Source organism: Rhodococcus sp. I2R (assembly GCF_020889545.1).
Lineage (GTDB): Bacteria > Actinomycetota > Actinomycetes > Mycobacteriales > Mycobacteriaceae > Rhodococcoides.
Genome location: NZ_JAHUTG010000013.1, coordinates 17,362 through 34,308, shown reverse-complemented (window position 1 = coordinate 34,308; position 16,947 = coordinate 17,362). Strand labels below are relative to the sequence as shown.

At 59.2% G+C, this 16,947-nt stretch carries 18 protein-coding genes; 6 read left to right on the top strand and 12 right to left on the bottom strand.

The genetic code is table 11. From position 1 onward, the window contains the following. Nucleotides 1-42 precede the first annotated feature (42 nt). The gene (locus tag KVY23_RS15105; RefSeq protein WP_230557289.1) at nt 43-951 is read left to right on the top strand and encodes a sterol desaturase family protein; all 909 of its coding nucleotides are present in this window, start codon (nt 43-45) and stop codon (nt 949-951) included. Here the strand turns inward: KVY23_RS15105 and KVY23_RS15100 are convergent. Further along, complete coding sequence (locus tag KVY23_RS15100; RefSeq protein ID WP_230557288.1) at nt 932-1,624, bottom strand: YceI family protein; 693 nt, start codon at nt 1,622-1,624, stop codon at nt 932-934. The two genes, KVY23_RS15105 and KVY23_RS15100, sit on opposite strands and share 20 nt — an antisense overlap. 136 nt (nt 1,625-1,760) lie before the next feature. On the opposite strand from KVY23_RS15100, the gene KVY23_RS15095 reads away from it, so the two are divergent. The 4 genes from KVY23_RS15095 to KVY23_RS15080 are packed head-to-tail and all read left to right on the top strand — an operon-like array spanning nt 1,761 to nt 4,841. After that, the gene (locus tag KVY23_RS15095; protein WP_230557287.1) at nt 1,761-2,447 is read left to right on the top strand and encodes a hypothetical protein; all 687 of its coding nucleotides are present in this window, start codon (nt 1,761-1,763) and stop codon (nt 2,445-2,447) included. 9 nt (nt 2,448-2,456) lie between these two features. Then, the gene (locus KVY23_RS15090) at nt 2,457-2,933 is read left to right on the top strand and encodes an RDD family protein (protein ID WP_374108730.1); all 477 of its coding nucleotides are present in this window, start codon (nt 2,457-2,459) and stop codon (nt 2,931-2,933) included. A 4-nt stretch (nt 2,934-2,937) separates the two neighbouring features. Then, nucleotides 2,938-3,942 (top strand): PHP domain-containing protein, encoded by a 1,005-nt coding sequence (locus KVY23_RS15085; protein ID WP_230557286.1) that lies wholly within the window; start codon nt 2,938-2,940, stop codon nt 3,940-3,942. After that, a complete protein-coding gene (locus tag KVY23_RS15080; protein WP_230557285.1) occupies nt 3,939-4,841 on the top strand; it encodes a S9 family peptidase in 903 nt (300 codons plus the stop codon). Before KVY23_RS15085 ends, KVY23_RS15080 begins: the two co-directional genes overlap by 4 nt. 95 nt (nt 4,842-4,936) lie before the next feature. On the opposite strand, the gene KVY23_RS15075 is transcribed toward KVY23_RS15080, so the two are convergent. From KVY23_RS15075 to KVY23_RS15050, 6 genes are all read right to left on the bottom strand, one after another. Next, nucleotides 4,937-5,917 (bottom strand): HEAT repeat domain-containing protein, encoded by a 981-nt coding sequence (locus tag KVY23_RS15075; RefSeq protein ID WP_230557284.1) that lies wholly within the window; start codon nt 5,915-5,917, stop codon nt 4,937-4,939. An 8-nt stretch (nt 5,918-5,925) separates the two neighbouring features. Continuing rightward, on the bottom strand, nt 5,926-6,540 hold the full coding sequence (locus tag KVY23_RS15070) for a HEAT repeat domain-containing protein (RefSeq protein ID WP_230557283.1): 615 nt from the start codon (nt 6,538-6,540) through the stop codon (nt 5,926-5,928). An 897-nt stretch (nt 6,541-7,437) separates the two neighbouring features. Then, nucleotides 7,438-8,112, bottom strand: a complete 675-nt coding sequence (locus tag KVY23_RS15065) for an HAD family phosphatase (protein WP_230557282.1) — start codon at nt 8,110-8,112, stop codon at nt 7,438-7,440. A gap of 3 nt (nt 8,113-8,115) precedes the next feature. Further along, nucleotides 8,116-8,379, bottom strand: a complete 264-nt coding sequence (locus KVY23_RS15060; protein WP_230557281.1) for a phosphopantetheine-binding protein — start codon at nt 8,377-8,379, stop codon at nt 8,116-8,118. Then, nucleotides 8,369-9,427 (bottom strand): beta-ketoacyl-ACP synthase III, encoded by a 1,059-nt coding sequence (locus tag KVY23_RS15055; RefSeq protein WP_230557280.1) that lies wholly within the window; start codon nt 9,425-9,427, stop codon nt 8,369-8,371. Before KVY23_RS15055 ends, KVY23_RS15060 begins: the two co-directional genes overlap by 11 nt. Further along, entirely contained in the window at nt 9,388-10,377 is a 990-nt protein-coding gene (locus KVY23_RS15050; protein WP_230557279.1) for an AvrD family protein, read from the bottom strand. Before KVY23_RS15050 ends, KVY23_RS15055 begins: the two co-directional genes overlap by 40 nt. A 181-nt stretch (nt 10,378-10,558) precedes the next feature. Between KVY23_RS15050 and KVY23_RS15045 the strand changes: the two genes are divergently transcribed. After that, nucleotides 10,559-11,398 carry an MBL fold metallo-hydrolase gene (locus KVY23_RS15045; protein WP_230557278.1) on the top strand — a complete coding sequence of 280 codons (840 nt, stop codon included), beginning with the start codon at nt 10,559-10,561 and terminating at the stop codon, nt 11,396-11,398. A 71-nt stretch (nt 11,399-11,469) separates the two neighbouring features. On the opposite strand, the gene KVY23_RS15040 is transcribed toward KVY23_RS15045, so the two are convergent. The 5 genes from KVY23_RS15040 to KVY23_RS15025 all read right to left on the bottom strand — a co-directional run bounded on the left by KVY23_RS15040 (nt 11,470) and on the right by KVY23_RS15025 (nt 16,850). Beyond that, on the bottom strand, nt 11,470-12,939 hold the full coding sequence (locus tag KVY23_RS15040; RefSeq protein WP_230557277.1) for an MFS transporter: 1,470 nt from the start codon (nt 12,937-12,939) through the stop codon (nt 11,470-11,472). Nucleotides 12,940-12,978: 39 nt separating this feature from the next. After that, nucleotides 12,979-13,803, bottom strand: a complete 825-nt coding sequence (locus tag KVY23_RS15035; RefSeq protein ID WP_230557276.1) for an ATP-binding protein — start codon at nt 13,801-13,803, stop codon at nt 12,979-12,981. Nucleotides 13,804-13,831: 28 nt separating this feature from the next. Further along, complete coding sequence (locus KVY23_RS25295; RefSeq protein WP_363324677.1) at nt 13,832-14,452, bottom strand: AAA family ATPase; 621 nt, start codon at nt 14,450-14,452, stop codon at nt 13,832-13,834. Between the two features lie 86 nt (nt 14,453-14,538). After that, on the bottom strand, nt 14,539-15,633 hold the full coding sequence (locus KVY23_RS15030; RefSeq protein WP_230557275.1) for an LLM class flavin-dependent oxidoreductase: 1,095 nt from the start codon (nt 15,631-15,633) through the stop codon (nt 14,539-14,541). Nucleotides 15,634-16,004: 371 nt separating this feature from the next. Continuing rightward, on the bottom strand, nt 16,005-16,850 hold the full coding sequence (locus tag KVY23_RS15025; RefSeq protein ID WP_075838622.1) for a helix-turn-helix transcriptional regulator: 846 nt from the start codon (nt 16,848-16,850) through the stop codon (nt 16,005-16,007). Nucleotides 16,851-16,947 lie beyond the last annotated feature (97 nt).

Here is a 16,947-nt window from a genome sequence, read left to right as displayed (position 1 = left end):
CGTTACAATTGCAAGGCAAGTGTCACGAAAAGGAGCGGTCGGATGTTCGATTGGGTCGATTCTGCCTGGAACTCACTTCCGGAACCGCTACGCGATCCTGTTGCCCTCGCGATCCCCGCATTCGTGGTGCTCCTCGCTATCGAGTGGTGTGCTGCGGCACGCCTGGAAGACGGCGAACCTGGGAGCTACAAGGCCTCGGACGCCCGGGCCAGCCTCGGCATGGGAGTGGTGTCGATAGCCACGACAACAGCCTGGAAGACACTGGCCCTGTTCGGTTACGCAGCGCTGTACGCCTACGTCGCGCCGTGGCAACTGCCCGCAGACGCCTGGTACACCTGGGTGATCCTCATCCTCGGCGTCGACTTTCTGTTCTACGCCTATCACCGCATCGCGCACCGAACCCGCATCATCTGGGCAACGCATCAGGCTCACCATTCGAGCGAGTACTTCAACTTCAGCACCGCCCTGCGTCAGAAGTGGAACAACAGCGGCGAGATCGTCATGTGGCTTCCCCTGCCCCTCCTCGGAGTGCCGCCGTGGATGGTGTTCGTCGGGTTCTCCATCAACCTCGTCTATCAGTTCTGGGTCCACACCGAGCGAATCGGCACACTCCCCCGACCGATCGAGTTCGTGTTCAACACCCCCTCGCACCACCGCGTCCACCACGGGCGTGATCCGCAGTACCTGGACAAGAACTACGGCGGGATGCTCATCATCTGGGACCGCATGTTCGGCACGTACGCCGACGAGGTCTCCCGTCCCCACTACGGCCTCACCAAGCCGGTGAACACGTACAACATCTGGACTCTCCAGACACACGAATACCGCTCCATCGCAAGGGATGTAGCGGCATCGCGGTCATGGAAGAATCGGCTCGGGTTCGTCCTCGGACCACCGGGGTGGGCGCCGAACGAGTCGAGGACGAAGGAAGCTACTCCGAGTTCAAACTGATCAGGAAGTCGACCGATCCCGAATCCTCGACCGTGACGAATCCCAGCGACGGTGGTTCGATTCCGAAGTCGGCCCAGGTGGTGGGAATGCTGCCCGACGCGATCAGCGTGTCACCGGACTGCAGCACCTCCATCTCGACGGAGACCGGACGAGACTGATCCTTGAGCGTCAACGTCCCCTCGGCCGTCACCGTCGTCGTAATTCCGTCGTCGGGAATCGAGGACAGGTCGACGGGCGAGTCGAACGCGAACGTCGCCGTCGGATAGGTCGCGGTCTCGAAGATGTTGCCCCGGAACTGGCCGTCGCGGCGGTCATTGTCGGTGGTGATCGAGTCTGTCGTGACGAGAACCTCGCCCGCGGTGACGGTGTCGTTCTCGATCGTCACCTCGCCGCTCACATCGGTGGTCGATCCGACCACCGTCACCTCGGCTCCGTTGAGAACCTCGTCGACGGTGTATCCCGCCGCTGTTGTGTTGGCCTCATCGCCCGGCACGATGGTCCAGGTCCCGTCGATGTTGTCGGTCGTCGCGGCCTGCGCACCGGATGTCGACACGGTCGCCGCGGGGGCGTCGGATTCGGCGATGAACTTTCCGTAAGCCCACGGACCTACTGTTACACCAAGTGCGACAAGAACAACGACGATTGCGCCGACTATCCACCATTTCTTTGTCATGGCCGCCAATGCTAGTTGCACCTTCAACACGAGTGAAGATGCTGCGCCTGGCAACTTCCTGAGAGATTTGTCCGGGTCGGTCGGCGCGTGGGGCGACTTGATTGTCGGTACAGATCGCGTAGGAAGTGGAATGCTCGTGACAGTCGAACGAGGTGGTGACACGATGCCGGAAGACGCACGCCTGGTGCATCTCGCTATCGGCACGGCGGTGACGGCCGGAGCCGCGGCCCGTGGGGCTCTCCGGCTCATGACCCGACTGCCCGGAATGTCGGGCCCGATCGACACGATCGCCCGGCGCGGCGAACGCACCGTAGTTGCCGCAACCGTCGTCGCCGACGCGCTCCTCCGTGCGACCGTCGTCAAAATTGTTGCAGCCGCATTGGACGAGATCGACTTGACGCGGCTCATCCGCGAAAATGTCGACATCGACGCCATCATCGAAGGCGTCGACCTGGACCGAGCCGTCGCACAGGTGGATCTCGACAAGGCTGTGGCGCGAGTGGACTTGGATGCGGCCGTAGCCCGGGTGGACCTCGACAAAGCGGTGGCACGGGTCGACATCGAAGCGGTGGTCGACGGGGTGGATCTGGACCGACAAGTCTCCAGAGTCGACCTCGATGCGGCGATCGGACGCGTCGACCTGATTGCTCTCGCGAACTTCGTCATCGACGGCGTCGATCTGCCGGAAATCATAAGGGAGTCGACCGGATCGCTCTCCGCCGAGGCAGTGCGAGGCGTTCGCAGCCAAGGCATGCAGGCCGACGATGCAGTGACGCAGTTCGTGGGCCGACTTTTCGGGCGTGACGGCAGGCCGAGCACATGACGCATCCGCATCCTCGGATCGAGGAGTTGCGTCCGGCCCGGAATCGTCACTCGAGGCGTAGCCGCGGTGATCGATCTCGCAGTCGTTGGCGCGCTGATGGGTTCGGTGTACATCGGATCGGTGTTTGTGCAGTTGCTCTTCGATCCGCAGTCGTTCAGCTTCCAGACTCCGGCGGTGTTCATGTCGGTGTCGGTGCTCGTCATCATCTCGATCGCATATTTGACGACCTGTTGGGCAACGACCGGTCGCACGGTCGGCGCAATTCTGATGGGGGTCCGCCTTGTCTCCCCGCGCCACGGGGTGCTCCGGTGGCCGCTCGCCTTGCTGCGGGCAGTGCTCTGTGTGTTGTTCGCGTTCGGGCTGTTGTGGGTGGCCGTCGACCGCAGGAGAAGATCGTTGCAGGACATCGTGCTCCGGACATCAGTGGTGTATGACTGGCAACCCAACGCCGGGTTGATCGACCCGCACACCGCTATTGGACACTAGAGACATGGACCCGGTCGAAGCCCTCCGCGAGATCGCCTACTGGCTCGAGCGCTCGCGTGCCGACACCCACCGAGTCAAGGCGTATCGCAGGGCAGCCGAGGTGGTCGAATCTCTCTCCGCAACAGAACGATCGGAGCGCGCACGCACAGACACATGGTCTGCGCTCCCGGGCATCGGTGCGAAAACCTCGCTCGTCATTCGCCAGGCCGTAGCCGGTGGCGTCCCCGAATACCTCGCCGAGAGGCGCGCCGAGGCGCAACCGATCGGGGACAACGATCTCCGATCGGCTCTCAAAGGCGACCTGCACACCCACTCGAACTGGTCCGACGGTGGCAGCCCCATCGAAGAGATGATGCGGACCGCCGCCCGCCTCGGCCACGAGTACTGCGCGCTCACCGACCACTCCCCCCGGTTGACGGTAGCCAACGGTCTCACCGCGGAGCGGCTTCGCCGTCAACTGGACGTCGTTGCCGCACTCAACATCGAACTGGCGCCGTTCCGCATCCTCACCGGCATCGAAGTCGACATCCTCGACGACGGGAGCCTCGATCAGGACGAGGATCTGCTCGCGCAACTCGACATCGTCGTGGCCAGTGTGCATTTGAACCTCCGAGCCGATTCCGAAACGATGACGCGGAGGATGGTCAATGCGGTGGCCAATCCGCACGTCGACGTACTCGGCCACTGCACCGGCCGACTCGTGCAAGGTGGCCGCGGTACCCGCCCGGAATCGACCTTCGATGCCAACGTCGTGTTCGAGGGCTGCGTGCAGTACGGCACCGCCGTCGAAATAAATGCCCGACCGGAGCGTCAGGACCCGCCTAAACGGCTGATCGACGTCGCCCTCGAACGCGGTTGTCTGTTCGCCATCGACACCGACGCGCACGCTCCCGGTCAGCTCGACTGGCAGGGCTACGGATGTGTACGCGCGGAGGACCGCGGCGTGCCTGCCGAGCGCATCGTCAACACCTGGGCCGTCGACGACCTTCTCGCCTGGGCTGCCGCGTGAAATTTGGCCGTACCGCAGCCCTGTTCATGACCCTGATCACCCTCGTCGGATGCAGGACGGCCGCAGGAGTTTCCACACTCCCTGTCGAACCGCCGCTGCCACTCACTCTTGTGCCGGTACCGTCCGCCACCCCGATCCGGCTCGTCTACGGCCCCGACGTCGACAACGTCGGCGAGCTGTACCTGCCGGACAACGACGCCGATTCCGTCCCCGTGGTGGTGATGGTGCACGGCGGCGGATGGCTTTCGAAGCCCGACATGACTCACTTCCGACCCCTCGCGGAGGCCGTCGCCGAACGCGGGATCGCCGTGTGGAACATCGAATATCGACGCGAACGCAACGACTACAAAGACACCCTCACCGACATCGACAACGCCATCGACATCCTCGCGACCACCGCCCAGGAAGCAGCGGGCGGGCGGCTCGATCTCGACCGCGTTCAGGTTGCCGGACACTCGGCCGGCGGACAGCTCGCAGCCTGGGCCGCCAGTAGACACACGCTGCCCGCCTCGGCTCCGTGGGCGCAACCACGAGTCAAACCCCGCAACGCGACGATCATGGCCGGGGTCTTCGACATGGCCCGCGCAGCACGCAGCGAAGGCGACAGATTCGTTCCCCGCTTCCTCGGGGGCATGCCGGACGACATTCCCGAGCGCTACGCCCTCGCCTCACCCATCCGACATCTGCCTACGGATGTCACCATCACTGCCATCCACGGCGACACCGACAAGACAGTATCCGCGGGTCAGAGTCTGGACTACATCGAAGCTGCCCGGTTGGCCGGCGACCGGGCGGAATCGATCATCCTGCCGGGCGTCGGGCATGGCGACTTCCTCGATCCCCGCTCGATCGCTTGGTCGACCACCGTCGACACCATCACCGCGCACGCCGAATCCTAGCGCCGCTGCTGACGCGACCTCGCACCCTTTTTGCCGAGTGCGCACCCGCGCTCGGACCCGAGCGCGGGTGCTAGCCCAGCAGAAACGGTGCGAGCTCAGGAGTGCAAGCGGCGACCGAGGATGTACTGCGCCGTGAGCGCAACCGACCGGTCCTCGTCGTGAGTGAGATCGGTGAGCGCCCGAGTCGCTGCAGCTCCCGGGATGTCCGCGAGGCCCTGCGTCACGCGTAGACGTGATTGGCTTTCCACAGCTCGTTCGACCAGCCGCGAGACGATCCCATCCGCAGTCTCACCGCTCGCCAGCCCACCGAGCGCATCTGCCGCATCGACATCGTTGGTGCCCGCGATGACCATGTCGATCAAAGTCGGGATTGCATCGACGACACCCCGCGCCCCGAGCGCCAGCGCCGCGCAGCGCCGAACAACATCGTCAGCACTCGCCAGTGCGTCGTGCAGCACCGCGGTGGCGTCCTCGTGCGGGATCTCGGCGATCGTCTCGACGGCACGGCGTCGCACCTGCGGGTCCGGCGAGTCGAGGCCCTGACGCAGCAGCGCCAACCCGTCGCCATCCGACTGAGCCAACGCCCACCGCAGCGCGCCGGCGACGTTGGGTGCGGGCTCCCGCAACACCGCCTCCGCGAGCGCATCCGGCGCCAGGCCGGTCGAGGACAACGCCGCCGACTGACGTTTGCCGGCGCTCACCGACCCCAGGTCCTGCAGCAGAGCGACGACGCTCAGCACGTCCTCCCAGTCGGCGGGGTCGGCGTCGCCCACACGGCGCAATCTGGTCAGCAACTCAGTCTCCCTGCGCAGACGCGCTTCCGTCTGGCGGATCAACTCGTCGACGAGTCCCGAGGTCGCGAAGCCGGGGTCGTCGAGCGCGCGTCCGATATCGCGCAACGACAACCCCAGCGATCGCAATGACTCGACGTGGAAGATTCGACGGGTGTCTGCGTCCGAATACTCCCGGTAGCCGGTACCGCTGCGCCCCGACGGCCGAACCAGCCCGAGGGCGTCGTAATGCCGGAGCATGCGGGCACTGACACCCGATCGCCGAGCCACGTCACCGATCAACATCCCTGTATCTAACTATCTTGTCCGAGGGCGCTGACGCGCTTGGCCATCTCGATATCCAATTCGAATCCCGCGTCAGGATCTCGGAGCAACCTCTCGGTGGCGATGGCGTGAGCTCGGGCACGCACATTCCGATGAGGCCCTCGCAGCACCGGCTCGATCACATCCCCCAGCGCGAGGAGTGCCCGGCTGAGGCTCAGTTGCATTTCACGCGAGCCGCGCCCCAGCTGCGTCGACAGCATCGTGGCCAATGGCAGTCGCTGAGCTTGCGGAACCAGAACAACCGCGGCCCGCCAGGCGCTCCGCGCGACCTCGTCGTCGGGATCGGACAACAGGTCGGGCGTGATCACTGGCCAGGAGTTCGGACCCTTGATCTTGGACAGCGTGTGCAGCGCCTGACTGCGGGCCTGGTTGTTGCCGGACTGGACCTGCTCGACCAGGCGCGGAACCGTCAGAGATTCGGGGTGTCGCATCAACGCCCACGTGAGCGTTTCGCGGACGTTGAAGTCCGGTTCGACGGCGCAGCGCTCGAGCAGTTCACCGATGTACGACGGATCAGGAGTGGTCCCGATCGCGAGGGCAGCGCGCAGTCGGGCCGAGGGGTTGGTGTGCTGGAGTGACGTCATGCGATCGAGCCAAGCCCTTGCCACGGTGTGAAGGTCAAGCCCTAGAAATGACGGAGGTAAGTACATGGCATTCAAACCCCTCGACAGAGACGAGACGGGTGCTCGATAGGTGGTCTGAGGTGTAGCTTTAAGCGGCTGAGCTCTGCCCGTCGCTCCGTATTTGCGCCGAGTTCGGCTTTGAGGATGTCGCAGGTACGTTCAGCCGCCAACTTCCAGACGTCAGGGCGCACGGAGAGCGTAATGCGCCAAGCGTGGGCGCGGTGGTCAAGTCCATGATAGAAATCGCCCGTCTCACCTGGGCACGGAAGGTGATCCTCTGACTCGGGGATCAGATGGGGCAGGCCAAGTGACCAAAGTCGCTTAGGAAGGCGACACATGATCGATGATGTAGGCGCTGGTTCCGTAAAAGGCCGGAGCACTGCGGACTTGCGGTGAGCATCCCGATGTAGACGGAAGCTAGCGTCGAGTCGGGCGAGCGGCGGTTACCGAACGAGCGAATTGGTCATCGTACGACGCTTTTCTCACAGTGTTGGACGCCCTCAACGCAACCAAGGTTCCTTCTAGCGGCGCGAACCCCAGAATTCTCAAACGGTGGTTTGTTCATCGTCCGGCTTATCCCGTATCTCACGGTTGGCACCCCTTTCACGCGCGTAATTGCGCCAGACGGGACAGAACATGATTGCGAATGTCCGCCCCACACCCTCAAGCATCGGCGTGTCACACCACAAAAATCGCAGGTCGAACCGTGCGCTACTCCACTACGCCGGGGTCCCGGAATAGGGAGTGCGACTGACTTATGTTGGACGGGGCAGATCACCGCGTCGGACCGAAGCGGCCAGAGCACCTCAGGAAACTCAGATGAGTTTCGACATTGCCAACATCCATTGTTCGCCAGAGCTATATGATCTCCCAATTGCGACCTCTGGCCACGGCAACGAACGTGTCGTTAACGCCAGTCGCCACAGCGACTGGATTCCCAACCGCTTCCAACATCTCCAAATCGGATAGGTGGTCACCAAACGCATACGACTCTGTACCGTTCAATGCGTATGCACGTAAATGTAGTTTTACTGCGACTTGCTTTGCAGCGCCAACCATTGGTCGTTTCACGCGACCTGTATACACACCCTCCTCGCACTCAAGTTGCGTGCAGATCACATCGTCAGCGCCAAGCTCCATTGCGACATGCCGAACTATCTCGTCCAGTCCAGCCGAGACCAACACAACCCGATATCCCTCCGTCTTTAGTGCTCGCAACCGCTTGCAAACCACTTGCCTGTAAGCTGTCGCTTCACGCCGATCAAACCACTGCCGGACTCTGCTGTGCAATTCACCAGCATCTCTGCCCGCCCACCAGGTGAAGTAGTGGCGGTTGACTGTCTCTCGCGACTTGCCCGATTCCTTCATTTGTCGCAGATCCCGGAGAAAGTCCGACGCCAACTTGATACGCCCGTCTACCGCTGCGTCGAAGAGCATGAAATCAAATATCGTGATTCCCAGCGTAAGCGTCTCGTCCACGTCGAAGTATGCGCCGGCACGCACCTGAGCCGCGGACTCCCGGGCTTGGATCATGAATCAACGCCTGTCGGCCGACGCCACAACCGCCGCGCGTTCCTCGATCAACCGGTTCACCAGTTCTGCGGCTCCGCTAAAAGAATTCGCCGCGACAAGATCCTGCTCTTCGATGGCGACGCTGTGTATGCGGGAGAGCACTACACCGAGCTCGACCAGTACGAGAGAATCAAAGTCCAAGTCACTATAGGTCGTAGTAGGCTCAATTGTTCCTGCAAACTCGGGAAAATGAGTATTTACGACCGAAGCGATGTCCTTATATGTCACCGACATTAGATACTCCTTCTAGGGCGTAATTGTTCGACCATGTCAACGCAACGGAGCCCCAAGCGGTTCCGCCGCCGAATGCAGTTAATAAGAGCCGCTGTCCTTGTTGAATTCTCGGTGCCGCATAAGCCATTGCGAGCGGAATCGACGCAGCCGATGTATTCCCGACCTTGTCCAGGTGCAGAACTGCACGATCTCTTGAAATCCCAAGATTATCTGCGACTATATTCAGAATTCGCAGGTTGGCTTGATGTGCAATCAAATGATCGACGGTGTCGTTGGACCATTCAGCTCCTTTCAGCACTCGCTTGCTGGATTCGGTCATCGCTTTTACGGCCTCTGCGAAAACCTGCTTTCCTTCCATCTCGAAGTATGGGTTATCAAACATGGTGGGGTCCGAACTTGAGAACGCACGCGCGCCACCCGCAGGAACACGGATAAGATGGGCAAATGATCCGTCCGATCCCAGGTCAGTGGCTAAGATACCGCCACAGTTCCCGTCTGCTGCGCCTAAGACAACGGCACCGGCACCATCCCCAAATATGACAGCTGTCTTTCGATCATTGGGATCGACGATGGACGTGAAGGAGTCCGCCCCAATAACCAAAACTCGGTCGGCCATCTGGGATCTAATAACCGAGTTTCCGAGTGCGAGCGCATAGACGAATCCAGCGCACACCGCTGCTACATCAAATGCAGGCACAGTCCCGAGCCCAATCATCGCTGCCACGGATGGAGCTGTCGCTGGGCATCTGAAGTCCGGTGTGCTTGTCGCAAGAATGACCATGTCGACGGCTTGGACCCCTGCGTGAGCCATTGCGCGACGTCCAGCCTCTGCAGCGAGGTCACTCGTCGCACTGTCAACGCCATTATGATTGCGACTTTGAATTCCGGTCATCCGGCGAATCCACTCGTCGCTGGTGTCGAGCTGCTCGCTCAGTTGCGCGTTCGTGACGATAGTAGGAGGAATGTATGCGCCGACACCCTCGATCACCGCCACCCGGCACGTCACGCTGCCTCGTCCGAAACTCGGTGCGTCACGCTGCATGCAACGCTGATCTGGTCAACTTCAGCCTTGATTGTTGCTGCCCGCCAATTGCTTCCGCCGTACACCACCACTCTGGGTTGAGAAAGTTCGACGCGGAACGCGGCCTTGCTGGCCTGACGCAGAGGGCCCGGGGCACTGATCCTAGTTCGTCGCATCCACAACGTGTTGCTCTCCGCACGCTTGATGCCGTCGAGCTCGTATAGCAAGACCTGGCCGGCCTGCAGGGCAGCCACAAATGCATCGATGAAGGATGGAACCGCACCAAATTGCCCCTCGAGGCCAGTAAAGGGTGCCCGCGCTGCTCCGGCGCTTGGTCCGATTGACAGTGCACCGGACCCTTGTGTCCCTCCCGGTTCGACTAAAACGGTCTCGACATTGACCTCGTTGCGCTTGTATCCGTCGCGGTACAACTGGTCGCGGCTCTCAGCGAGAAGCCCCCTAGTAGCGGCCAAGTCCGGCTCCAACGCGTTAGTGCTGGTTGGCGGATGCACGATCTCTACCTTCACATTCAACGACGCGATTTTGACAGTCACCACCGAACTGACCATCGCGCTCCCGAAGCCTGCGGTCGACCGCAATAGACCAGCAACAGCCAGCGCCGACAGCGAATCCTCTACTGGTGATGCGCCGCCCGCAATCGAGGCAGATCGAACCCATGACTGTCGTCGCCCCGTCTCGGTGAGGCCATACCGCCCTACAAGGATCAACTCGGCGACTTGTACACCGAAAAGTAGTACGTCGACAGTACTAAGATGCGCCCGCTGGCTTGCATCGCCCTTCTTGGACCAATCATCTGGATAACTGACAGACGCAATTCCTTCCAAGGAATCACGTTGGTGGGCTAACACGTCCAGATCATGACGCGCTCGCTTGTAACCCTCGCCAAAGAAGCGCGTCTCGCGCGGGCCCAAGTACTCGTTTAGCTCGATCGTGTAAGCGACGGCACCCATAAAGATTCCTCTCCCACTAGCGGTTGCAATTCCTTGAAGCCGAGCCAGTTTGTGAATGCGATCATTTTAACCATATGTCCAACGAACTTGGCAGTGCGCAGCAACACTGTTGTTCGCACCAATACCCTCTTGCGTCGAACTGGGAATAGTAGTTACTGCAAGCTTCCGATACACTGAATATATGACAAACCGCTACTCTACATCCGGCGTACTGCGCAGCATTAAAACTGGGCATACCACAGTCACTTACATTCCAGACGGATTTGTCCAACTACACCCACGGAGTTGGTTTTTGGATGACGCAACATCGAACATCGATAGGTGGCTCGATCGTGAAGGATTTCTTGTAGGCTCGATAGGATCATTGCTAATTGAATCATCACTTCATGACGAGATTGTCCTCATAGATACTGGAGTCGGACCGGTCTACGCCGCGAAGGAAGAAACCGGTGGAGTCATCGGTGCAATATCGGGAGGTCTACTACTGGACAACCTACGCGCAATAGGAATTGAACCAACTGACGTCACGACCGTCATTTATACCCATTTACACGAAGACCACACAGGATGGACACGGAGTAGAGCTAGCAACGGCCAGAGCGTTTTCAGCAATACGCTTCACCGCGTCCACCAGTCCGAGCTGAGCACGGCCGCCGGCTCATACCTTAACGGGCTAAGGGTCGAACCATACTCCGACGAGGAGGTCGTGAGCCAGCACATCCGATCGGTCAGCACACCTGGTCATACCCAAGGACATTGCGTATTTGAAATCGAAACAGGCGGAACGCCAGTTCTCATTCTGGGAGATTCTTTTCATTCACCTATACAGATCACTGACTACCATCGTCGAGTGACAGTCGATCATGACCGTGTGCTAGGCGTTTCGATACGAAAGAATCTTCTAAAGAACATTGCAGATACACCGACCATTATAGTCGGCGGTCATTTCGCTGACGTCGTGTTCGGAAAAGTGGTCACGGTCGAAGGGAAGTACACATGGGTTCCTATTGAGACTGGCTAGAAGTTGATCTGTGCCCTCAATGCACCTGGAGCAGTACATGCCACAGATACATTGAGGGCGTATAGCCAGAACTATCGGGGTTGCACACCTTCTGATGCAGTTTCTACGGTGTCGAGCGAGCCCGCGGCGTCAGCACCGTTGACGGGCTCCGCTGGCGGTCGTTGCCGAAAATTCAATGTGACGAGAACAGTGACGGCGATCCCGATCGCGATAGCCCAGTACGCAACGGTCGTTTCGTGCATCACAGTGTTGCCGTCCCCACCGGAGTTCACGGACGTGGCGATGGCTATCAGCACTGCCAATCCCACAGCCCCGCCAATTTGCTGACCAGTTGTCGCAATTCCGGACCCGATTCCTTGATCTGCGGCTTCGACTCCTGTGGTGGCAGCGACGAACATCGTCGTGAAGACAACACCTTGTGCGACGGACAACACGACAAGCGCGGGCGCAATTGCCAAATAGCTCGATGTCGGACCGGCCACTAGAGCGAGCACAGCCGTACCAGCCGCTCCAACGGCAAGTGCTCCAACAAGAGTCGACCGCACACCAAACTTCGTGGACAACTTTCCACCCAGCACTGTACCTATCAGGACACTTGCTGACGGCAGTACGAATGCCAGGCCGGTCGTCCACGCGCTGTAGCCAAGTACTCCCTGCCAGTACCGTGTGAGGAAGTATGCCAATGCACCAAACGTGGCCATGAATGAAAAGGTAATCAGGGTGCCCGTCGAGAGGTTTCGGTTACGGAAGAGCCTCAAAGGCAGCATCGGTGCCGATGACCGAGCCTCCACCGCTATGAAGACGCCCAGGAGCAGCACTGCGACGGCAGCTGTTGTGAGTACAAACGACGAGGTCCAACCCCGGGCAGGAGCCTCGACCAACGCAAAGACCAGCAATGTGACACCAGCGGTGCCTGTTACCGCACCTGGAAGGTCGATCTTCCCACGCGCGGAAGGCGGATCGGCGGGGATGAGGACCCAGGCTGCTATCACACCGGCTCCGGCCAACAGAACGTTAACAAAGAAGACCGCAGGCCACCCGAAGGCGTCCGTGAGCACGCCTCCCAAGATCGAGCCCAGAACCATGCCTGACCCGCCCGCGGCGCCCCAGATCGACAGAGCCTGGTTGCGCTCAGCGCCCTCCTTGAACAGCGCCATGACGAGCGACAATGTCGCGGGTGCCAAGAACGCGCCGCCCAAGCCCTGGACAGCTCGTGCAACTACCAGTATCCAAGGTTCGGTAGCCAGACCACCGACGAGCGATGAGATCGCGTAGAGCGCCATTCCGACGATGAACATCCGTTTGCGACCGAACAGGTCTGTGGCACGACCGCCGAGCATGAGGAACCCACCGAATGCCACGGCGTATGCGGAGACCACCCATTGCAGGTTGTATTCGGAGAAGCCGAGACCGGACCCAATTTCTGGGAGCGAAACGAAAACAATGTTGTAGTCGATTGCGATAATCATCTGCGCAAATGCCAGCAGCGCCAGTACCGCACCGAGGCTCTTCAATTGGGTCGATTTAGCGTTGGTACTCATTTAATACTCCCTAGTCTGAAATCTAGCAGAAAAGCGGCATTAGTAGCGAAATGCGTACGATATTTGGCGTATGAGCGACTTCTTTCTCTGCGCTTCATGAAACCGTGCGTCTTCTTTCAGATCATCGAGGTCCGCTTTGACGCGTCGCTCTGCCTCCGCAATCGCATCTGGGATTGGCACCACTACCGGCAAGCCGAAAAGCTCGATGATCTTCTCTATTCGATCTGGGATCGGACCACCGACAACCCTGTACGGTATATCCATCCGATCGAGCGCTTCAATCAGCAAGTCGTCGGAAAGGCGACGAAATTCCTCCGACACAGGCCGATGTCCATCGGCTTCCATGTCGAACTCGACAGGCAGGTGGACATACGCATCATAGATTCTCTTCGCTCGATCCCTGGTTATGTCCCCGAGTGTGTCTGTATACCGCTGGTAAAAATGCTTGACCGGCAGGCCCATTATTTTCTTGACAGTTCTGAACCACCACTTCGCTCCTGGATTGATGCCAACACGCATACGTGCCTCAAAGTAGACCCATTCGTGAAACACGCCTCCGTCCGAGATGAATGCCGTTGTCCGAGACTCATTATGGACGCGCTCCTCAAAACGGCGCAATCCAAGCTTCACCAACTCCATTGCATTGAGTTCCATCACCGTCTTGCCTGGAACCAGATCGACAAGTAGTTGACGAGATGTCTTGGCGTGCGTGCGTGGAATGCCGGTTGCGATCGACAGTGCTTCCGTTGTGGTCGATTTTCCGGTGGAATACGTCCCCGAGATCGCAATTTTGAGGTTCGGATTGTCGGTGAAATCGGGGAGTGTTCTTGCACCCGGTTTTGGTGCTACAACCGTCTGAGTCATGAGATCTCCAGTTCTGAACGTGATCGGGTCAGCGGGCTTGCGAGTTCAACTTCGATGGAAGTAGTCGTCGCGCCTGGTCGATTCGTGCAGCAATCGATCCATGTAGGACATGGACAGGTATCCGGGTCTTTGAAACCGCGTCTAGTAGAAGCTTGTCAGATTTGATCCGAAACTCTTCATCGATCGGCCGATTGTCGTCCCGTAGTGGATATTCAATGGGGAGATGGAACAATATTTCGTAAGAGCCTTCAGCATGGACTTTTACGGCTTCTAGATGCGCGGAATTTATGTCCAGAAGACTCTCGGCATTTCCCGTGAGGGTCGACGGATCGACGAAGTTCTCGTCACTGGGATAAGATCCCCACCGCAGGCGGGTCTCAGTGTATGCCCAATCATGGAAAACTGTCCCGTCAGAAATAAATCCATGCTGATGGGATGACTCGGTCCGTAATCGGTCCGCAAACCGGAGAGTTGACGCCTGAATTAGATACGGCGGCGTCCATTCGTGGACTGACTGAAAGTTATGCGCCCCAGCCGGCCACATCTTTGCCATCGGCAAGACAGTTGAATCAATTGCATCTCCTAGTGCAGCTGCGAGCGATGTCTTGCCCGACCCGTATGCGCCGATCAATCCTATTCGAGTCACCATGTAGAGATAATCGACTGTCGCGGCGGCCTGTTCCAGTGCGCAGGTGTCATGGTGGTGGTACCAACACGAAGCTACATCCCGTCACCTCACGTTGGCATCCGTGCTGCTCGCCGATTGACTGACTCCATCCCGCGTTGAGTATTGCTATTCAGGTGAGGGGCTACCTCAGTGGCAAGCAACTCGTAGCTCCGTTTCGTTGCTTCCCATGGTGCCCAGTTCACGGCATATGCCAGGAACGTACCGAATCCGCCCGATCTGCCCTCAAGATCTTTGATGGCGTTCGATGCATCCTCGGGCGATCCAACAATGGCGCGGCCAGCGTCGACCATCGCCTCGAGCCTGTGCTCATCGTCGACCCCCTGCATACCGATGTCGCTTCCCACGCCATGCTCCCAGTAGTTGTGAAGCCAACGACCAAAGCCGTACCGAGCCTCTGCGAACGCTTGTTTTCGTGTTTCGGCAATATGAACTGGAACAGCAATTCGCCAGTTGGATCTTGACGACGGCTGCGCACTCGCGTTGGCGGAATCCTCGAGGATTTGCCACTGCCGTGCAAGGTCAACGTCTGGCCAGCCGGGTGGAGGCGCGCCAAAGGAGAGAAGCCCCAGTCCATGCCTTCCTGCCGTTTCTGGCCCATTAGGTGAACCAACGCTCGATATAGCCAGCTCAATCCCCAACGGGCTGTAGCGTGGCATCTGCATTTTCGCATCGTGCAGCTCGAACCATGACGTCTCGAGACTGACATAATCGTCACCATTAATCAGCTCCATGATCGCGGGGAGCGCCTCATTGAGGCGTGGCTTCAAATCAGCCATCGCGATTCCGAGCATCTCTGCATCCATGGGCGTCGCCCCAGGGCCCACACCCAAAATGTAGCGGCCGCGGGTCAAGTGATCTAAGGCGATAGCCCGGGTAGCGATGTGAAACGGGTGGTGGAATGGAACAGTTACAACACCGCTGGCCAGGCGGATCTGGCTCGTGACCGCGGCACAGGCCGCAATTAACGTCTCCGGCGCTCCAGAGAGCGGCCAGCCCAACGAGTGGTGTTCGCCGAACCAGCACTCATCGAAATTGAGTTCGTCAAGATGCTTCACCAGAGCGACATCACGACGGAGTGCGAGATGTGGGTCGGTAGTAGGGTCGTGAAGCGGCGACAGAAATACGCCCAGCCGAGAATGCACTACAAAGCCCCTTACTTGTTGAGGATGGATTAGGCTCGGTATAGAAATGAACCAACTCGGTTGCGAGCAATGGCCACGGTCTCGCGCAATTGTGGACCACCAACGTCTCGCAGCGTGCTTGGTATGAGCCAGAAGACTTGCCCTGCTAATAAATCACGAATGCGCGCGAAGTAACCAGAGTCTGAGTAACGTAGGCCTGACAGCAACAGGGAAGCCCGGCACTTGAGTATGGCCATGAACGACTGCGCATTGAGAGAAACGGAGCTAGGGATACGAACAGGAAGTATGCCGAATTTGGACGGAGTTCTTTAGCTCCACATGAATTCAGAAAGACGCACTTACCTCACGGCCAGAGCCCATGAGTAGTGCCGTTAGGAATCGAGACGGGCAAGCCGCCGAAGGGCATAGTCAGTATTGCTGCCGACCTGTGGATGAAAGAGCGTGATTCTAATTGCAACACGATCGGGAAAGTTGAGTGTTGCCCAGTGCAACGGCAGTTCGCCGACGGACGGATGAATTAGTAGCTCATCACCACATGCATCTTCGCGAACCTCATGCTTGACCCACAATGTTGCAAATCGCTCACTGCTATGGCTGAGTTGACTGATGACGTCCCGTAGCTGCTTATCATCCGGGTAGTACGCGACTTGGTTCCTGAAACGTGCCACAATTTCATGATCTTTTTGTTCCACGTTTGCGTAGAGAGCGCGATGCCGCGTATCCGTGAAATGGTGAACCAAGAAATTATGGGAACCACTGTCGAGGTTGAACAACCGCACCGCCGACACGTTTGCCACAATGACGTTCCATGTCCGATCAGTGATAAAGGCAGGGTTGTGGCCCCAGTTATCTACAAAGGGCTGAAAAACTTGTCGGTCGAAGTCGACCGACGGAGTTGAGTGCTTTGCTTCGAGGCCGGCGAGCCTTCTGACATACAGGCGTTCGTTCTCATCTAGCCGGAGGACACGAGCAATGGAGTCCAGCACTTCGCCGCTTACATTCTCAGCTCGACCTTGCTCGATCCACGTGTACCAAGAGACGCCGACGCCAGCGAGGAGCGCAACCTCTTCACGTCGCAATCCGGTTGCCCGACGCCTTCCGGACATGATGAGACCCACGTCGCGAGGAGTGAGTGAGGCGCGGCTTGCCGTCAAGAACTTACCGAGCTCCATGAGCTCAGCAGGTACTGCGGTCCGCCCTTGTTGCAGCTCTGTCATCACGGCCCCCTTGTGCGACGTGCGTGTCCGTTATGATCCCACAGACTCAGCTGCGACTGGTGGCGGATCATGTGGCTTTGGCAACACTGCCCGCCGT

Excerpts from the sequence above, each read along its gene's own strand:
- KVY23_RS15050 (WP_230557279.1), bottom strand. The coding sequence starts at position 10,377 with ATGGGTGCCGTCGCTTACACGATCGAGCTAAACGAGTACTTGGGCCCG.
- KVY23_RS15100 (WP_230557288.1), bottom strand. The coding sequence starts at position 1,624 with ATGACAAAGAAATGGTGGATAGTCGGCGCAATCGTCGTTGTTCTTGTC.
- KVY23_RS15085 (WP_230557286.1), top strand. The coding sequence starts at position 2,938 with ATGGACCCGGTCGAAGCCCTCCGCGAGATCGCCTACTGGCTCGAGCGC.
- KVY23_RS15065 (WP_230557282.1), bottom strand. The coding sequence starts at position 8,112 with ATGATCCAAGCCCGGGAGTCCGCGGCTCAGGTGCGTGCCGGCGCATAC.
- KVY23_RS15105 (WP_230557289.1), top strand. The coding sequence starts at position 43 with ATGTTCGATTGGGTCGATTCTGCCTGGAACTCACTTCCGGAACCGCTA.
- KVY23_RS15040 (WP_230557277.1), bottom strand. The coding sequence starts at position 12,939 with ATGAGTACCAACGCTAAATCGACCCAATTGAAGAGCCTCGGTGCGGTA.
- KVY23_RS15075 (WP_230557284.1), bottom strand. The coding sequence starts at position 5,917 with ATGTTGATCGGTGACGTGGCTCGGCGATCGGGTGTCAGTGCCCGCATG.
- KVY23_RS25295 (WP_363324677.1), bottom strand. The coding sequence starts at position 14,452 with ATGGTGACTCGAATAGGATTGATCGGCGCATACGGGTCGGGCAAGACA.
- KVY23_RS15025 (WP_075838622.1), bottom strand. The coding sequence starts at position 16,850 with ATGACAGAGCTGCAACAAGGGCGGACCGCAGTACCTGCTGAGCTCATG.
- KVY23_RS15045 (WP_230557278.1), top strand. The coding sequence starts at position 10,559 with ATGACAAACCGCTACTCTACATCCGGCGTACTGCGCAGCATTAAAACT.
- KVY23_RS15035 (WP_230557276.1), bottom strand. The coding sequence starts at position 13,803 with ATGACTCAGACGGTTGTAGCACCAAAACCGGGTGCAAGAACACTCCCC.
- KVY23_RS15070 (WP_230557283.1), bottom strand. The coding sequence starts at position 6,540 with ATGACGTCACTCCAGCACACCAACCCCTCGGCCCGACTGCGCGCTGCC.
- KVY23_RS15055 (WP_230557280.1), bottom strand. The coding sequence starts at position 9,427 with ATGCAGCGTGACGCACCGAGTTTCGGACGAGGCAGCGTGACGTGCCGG.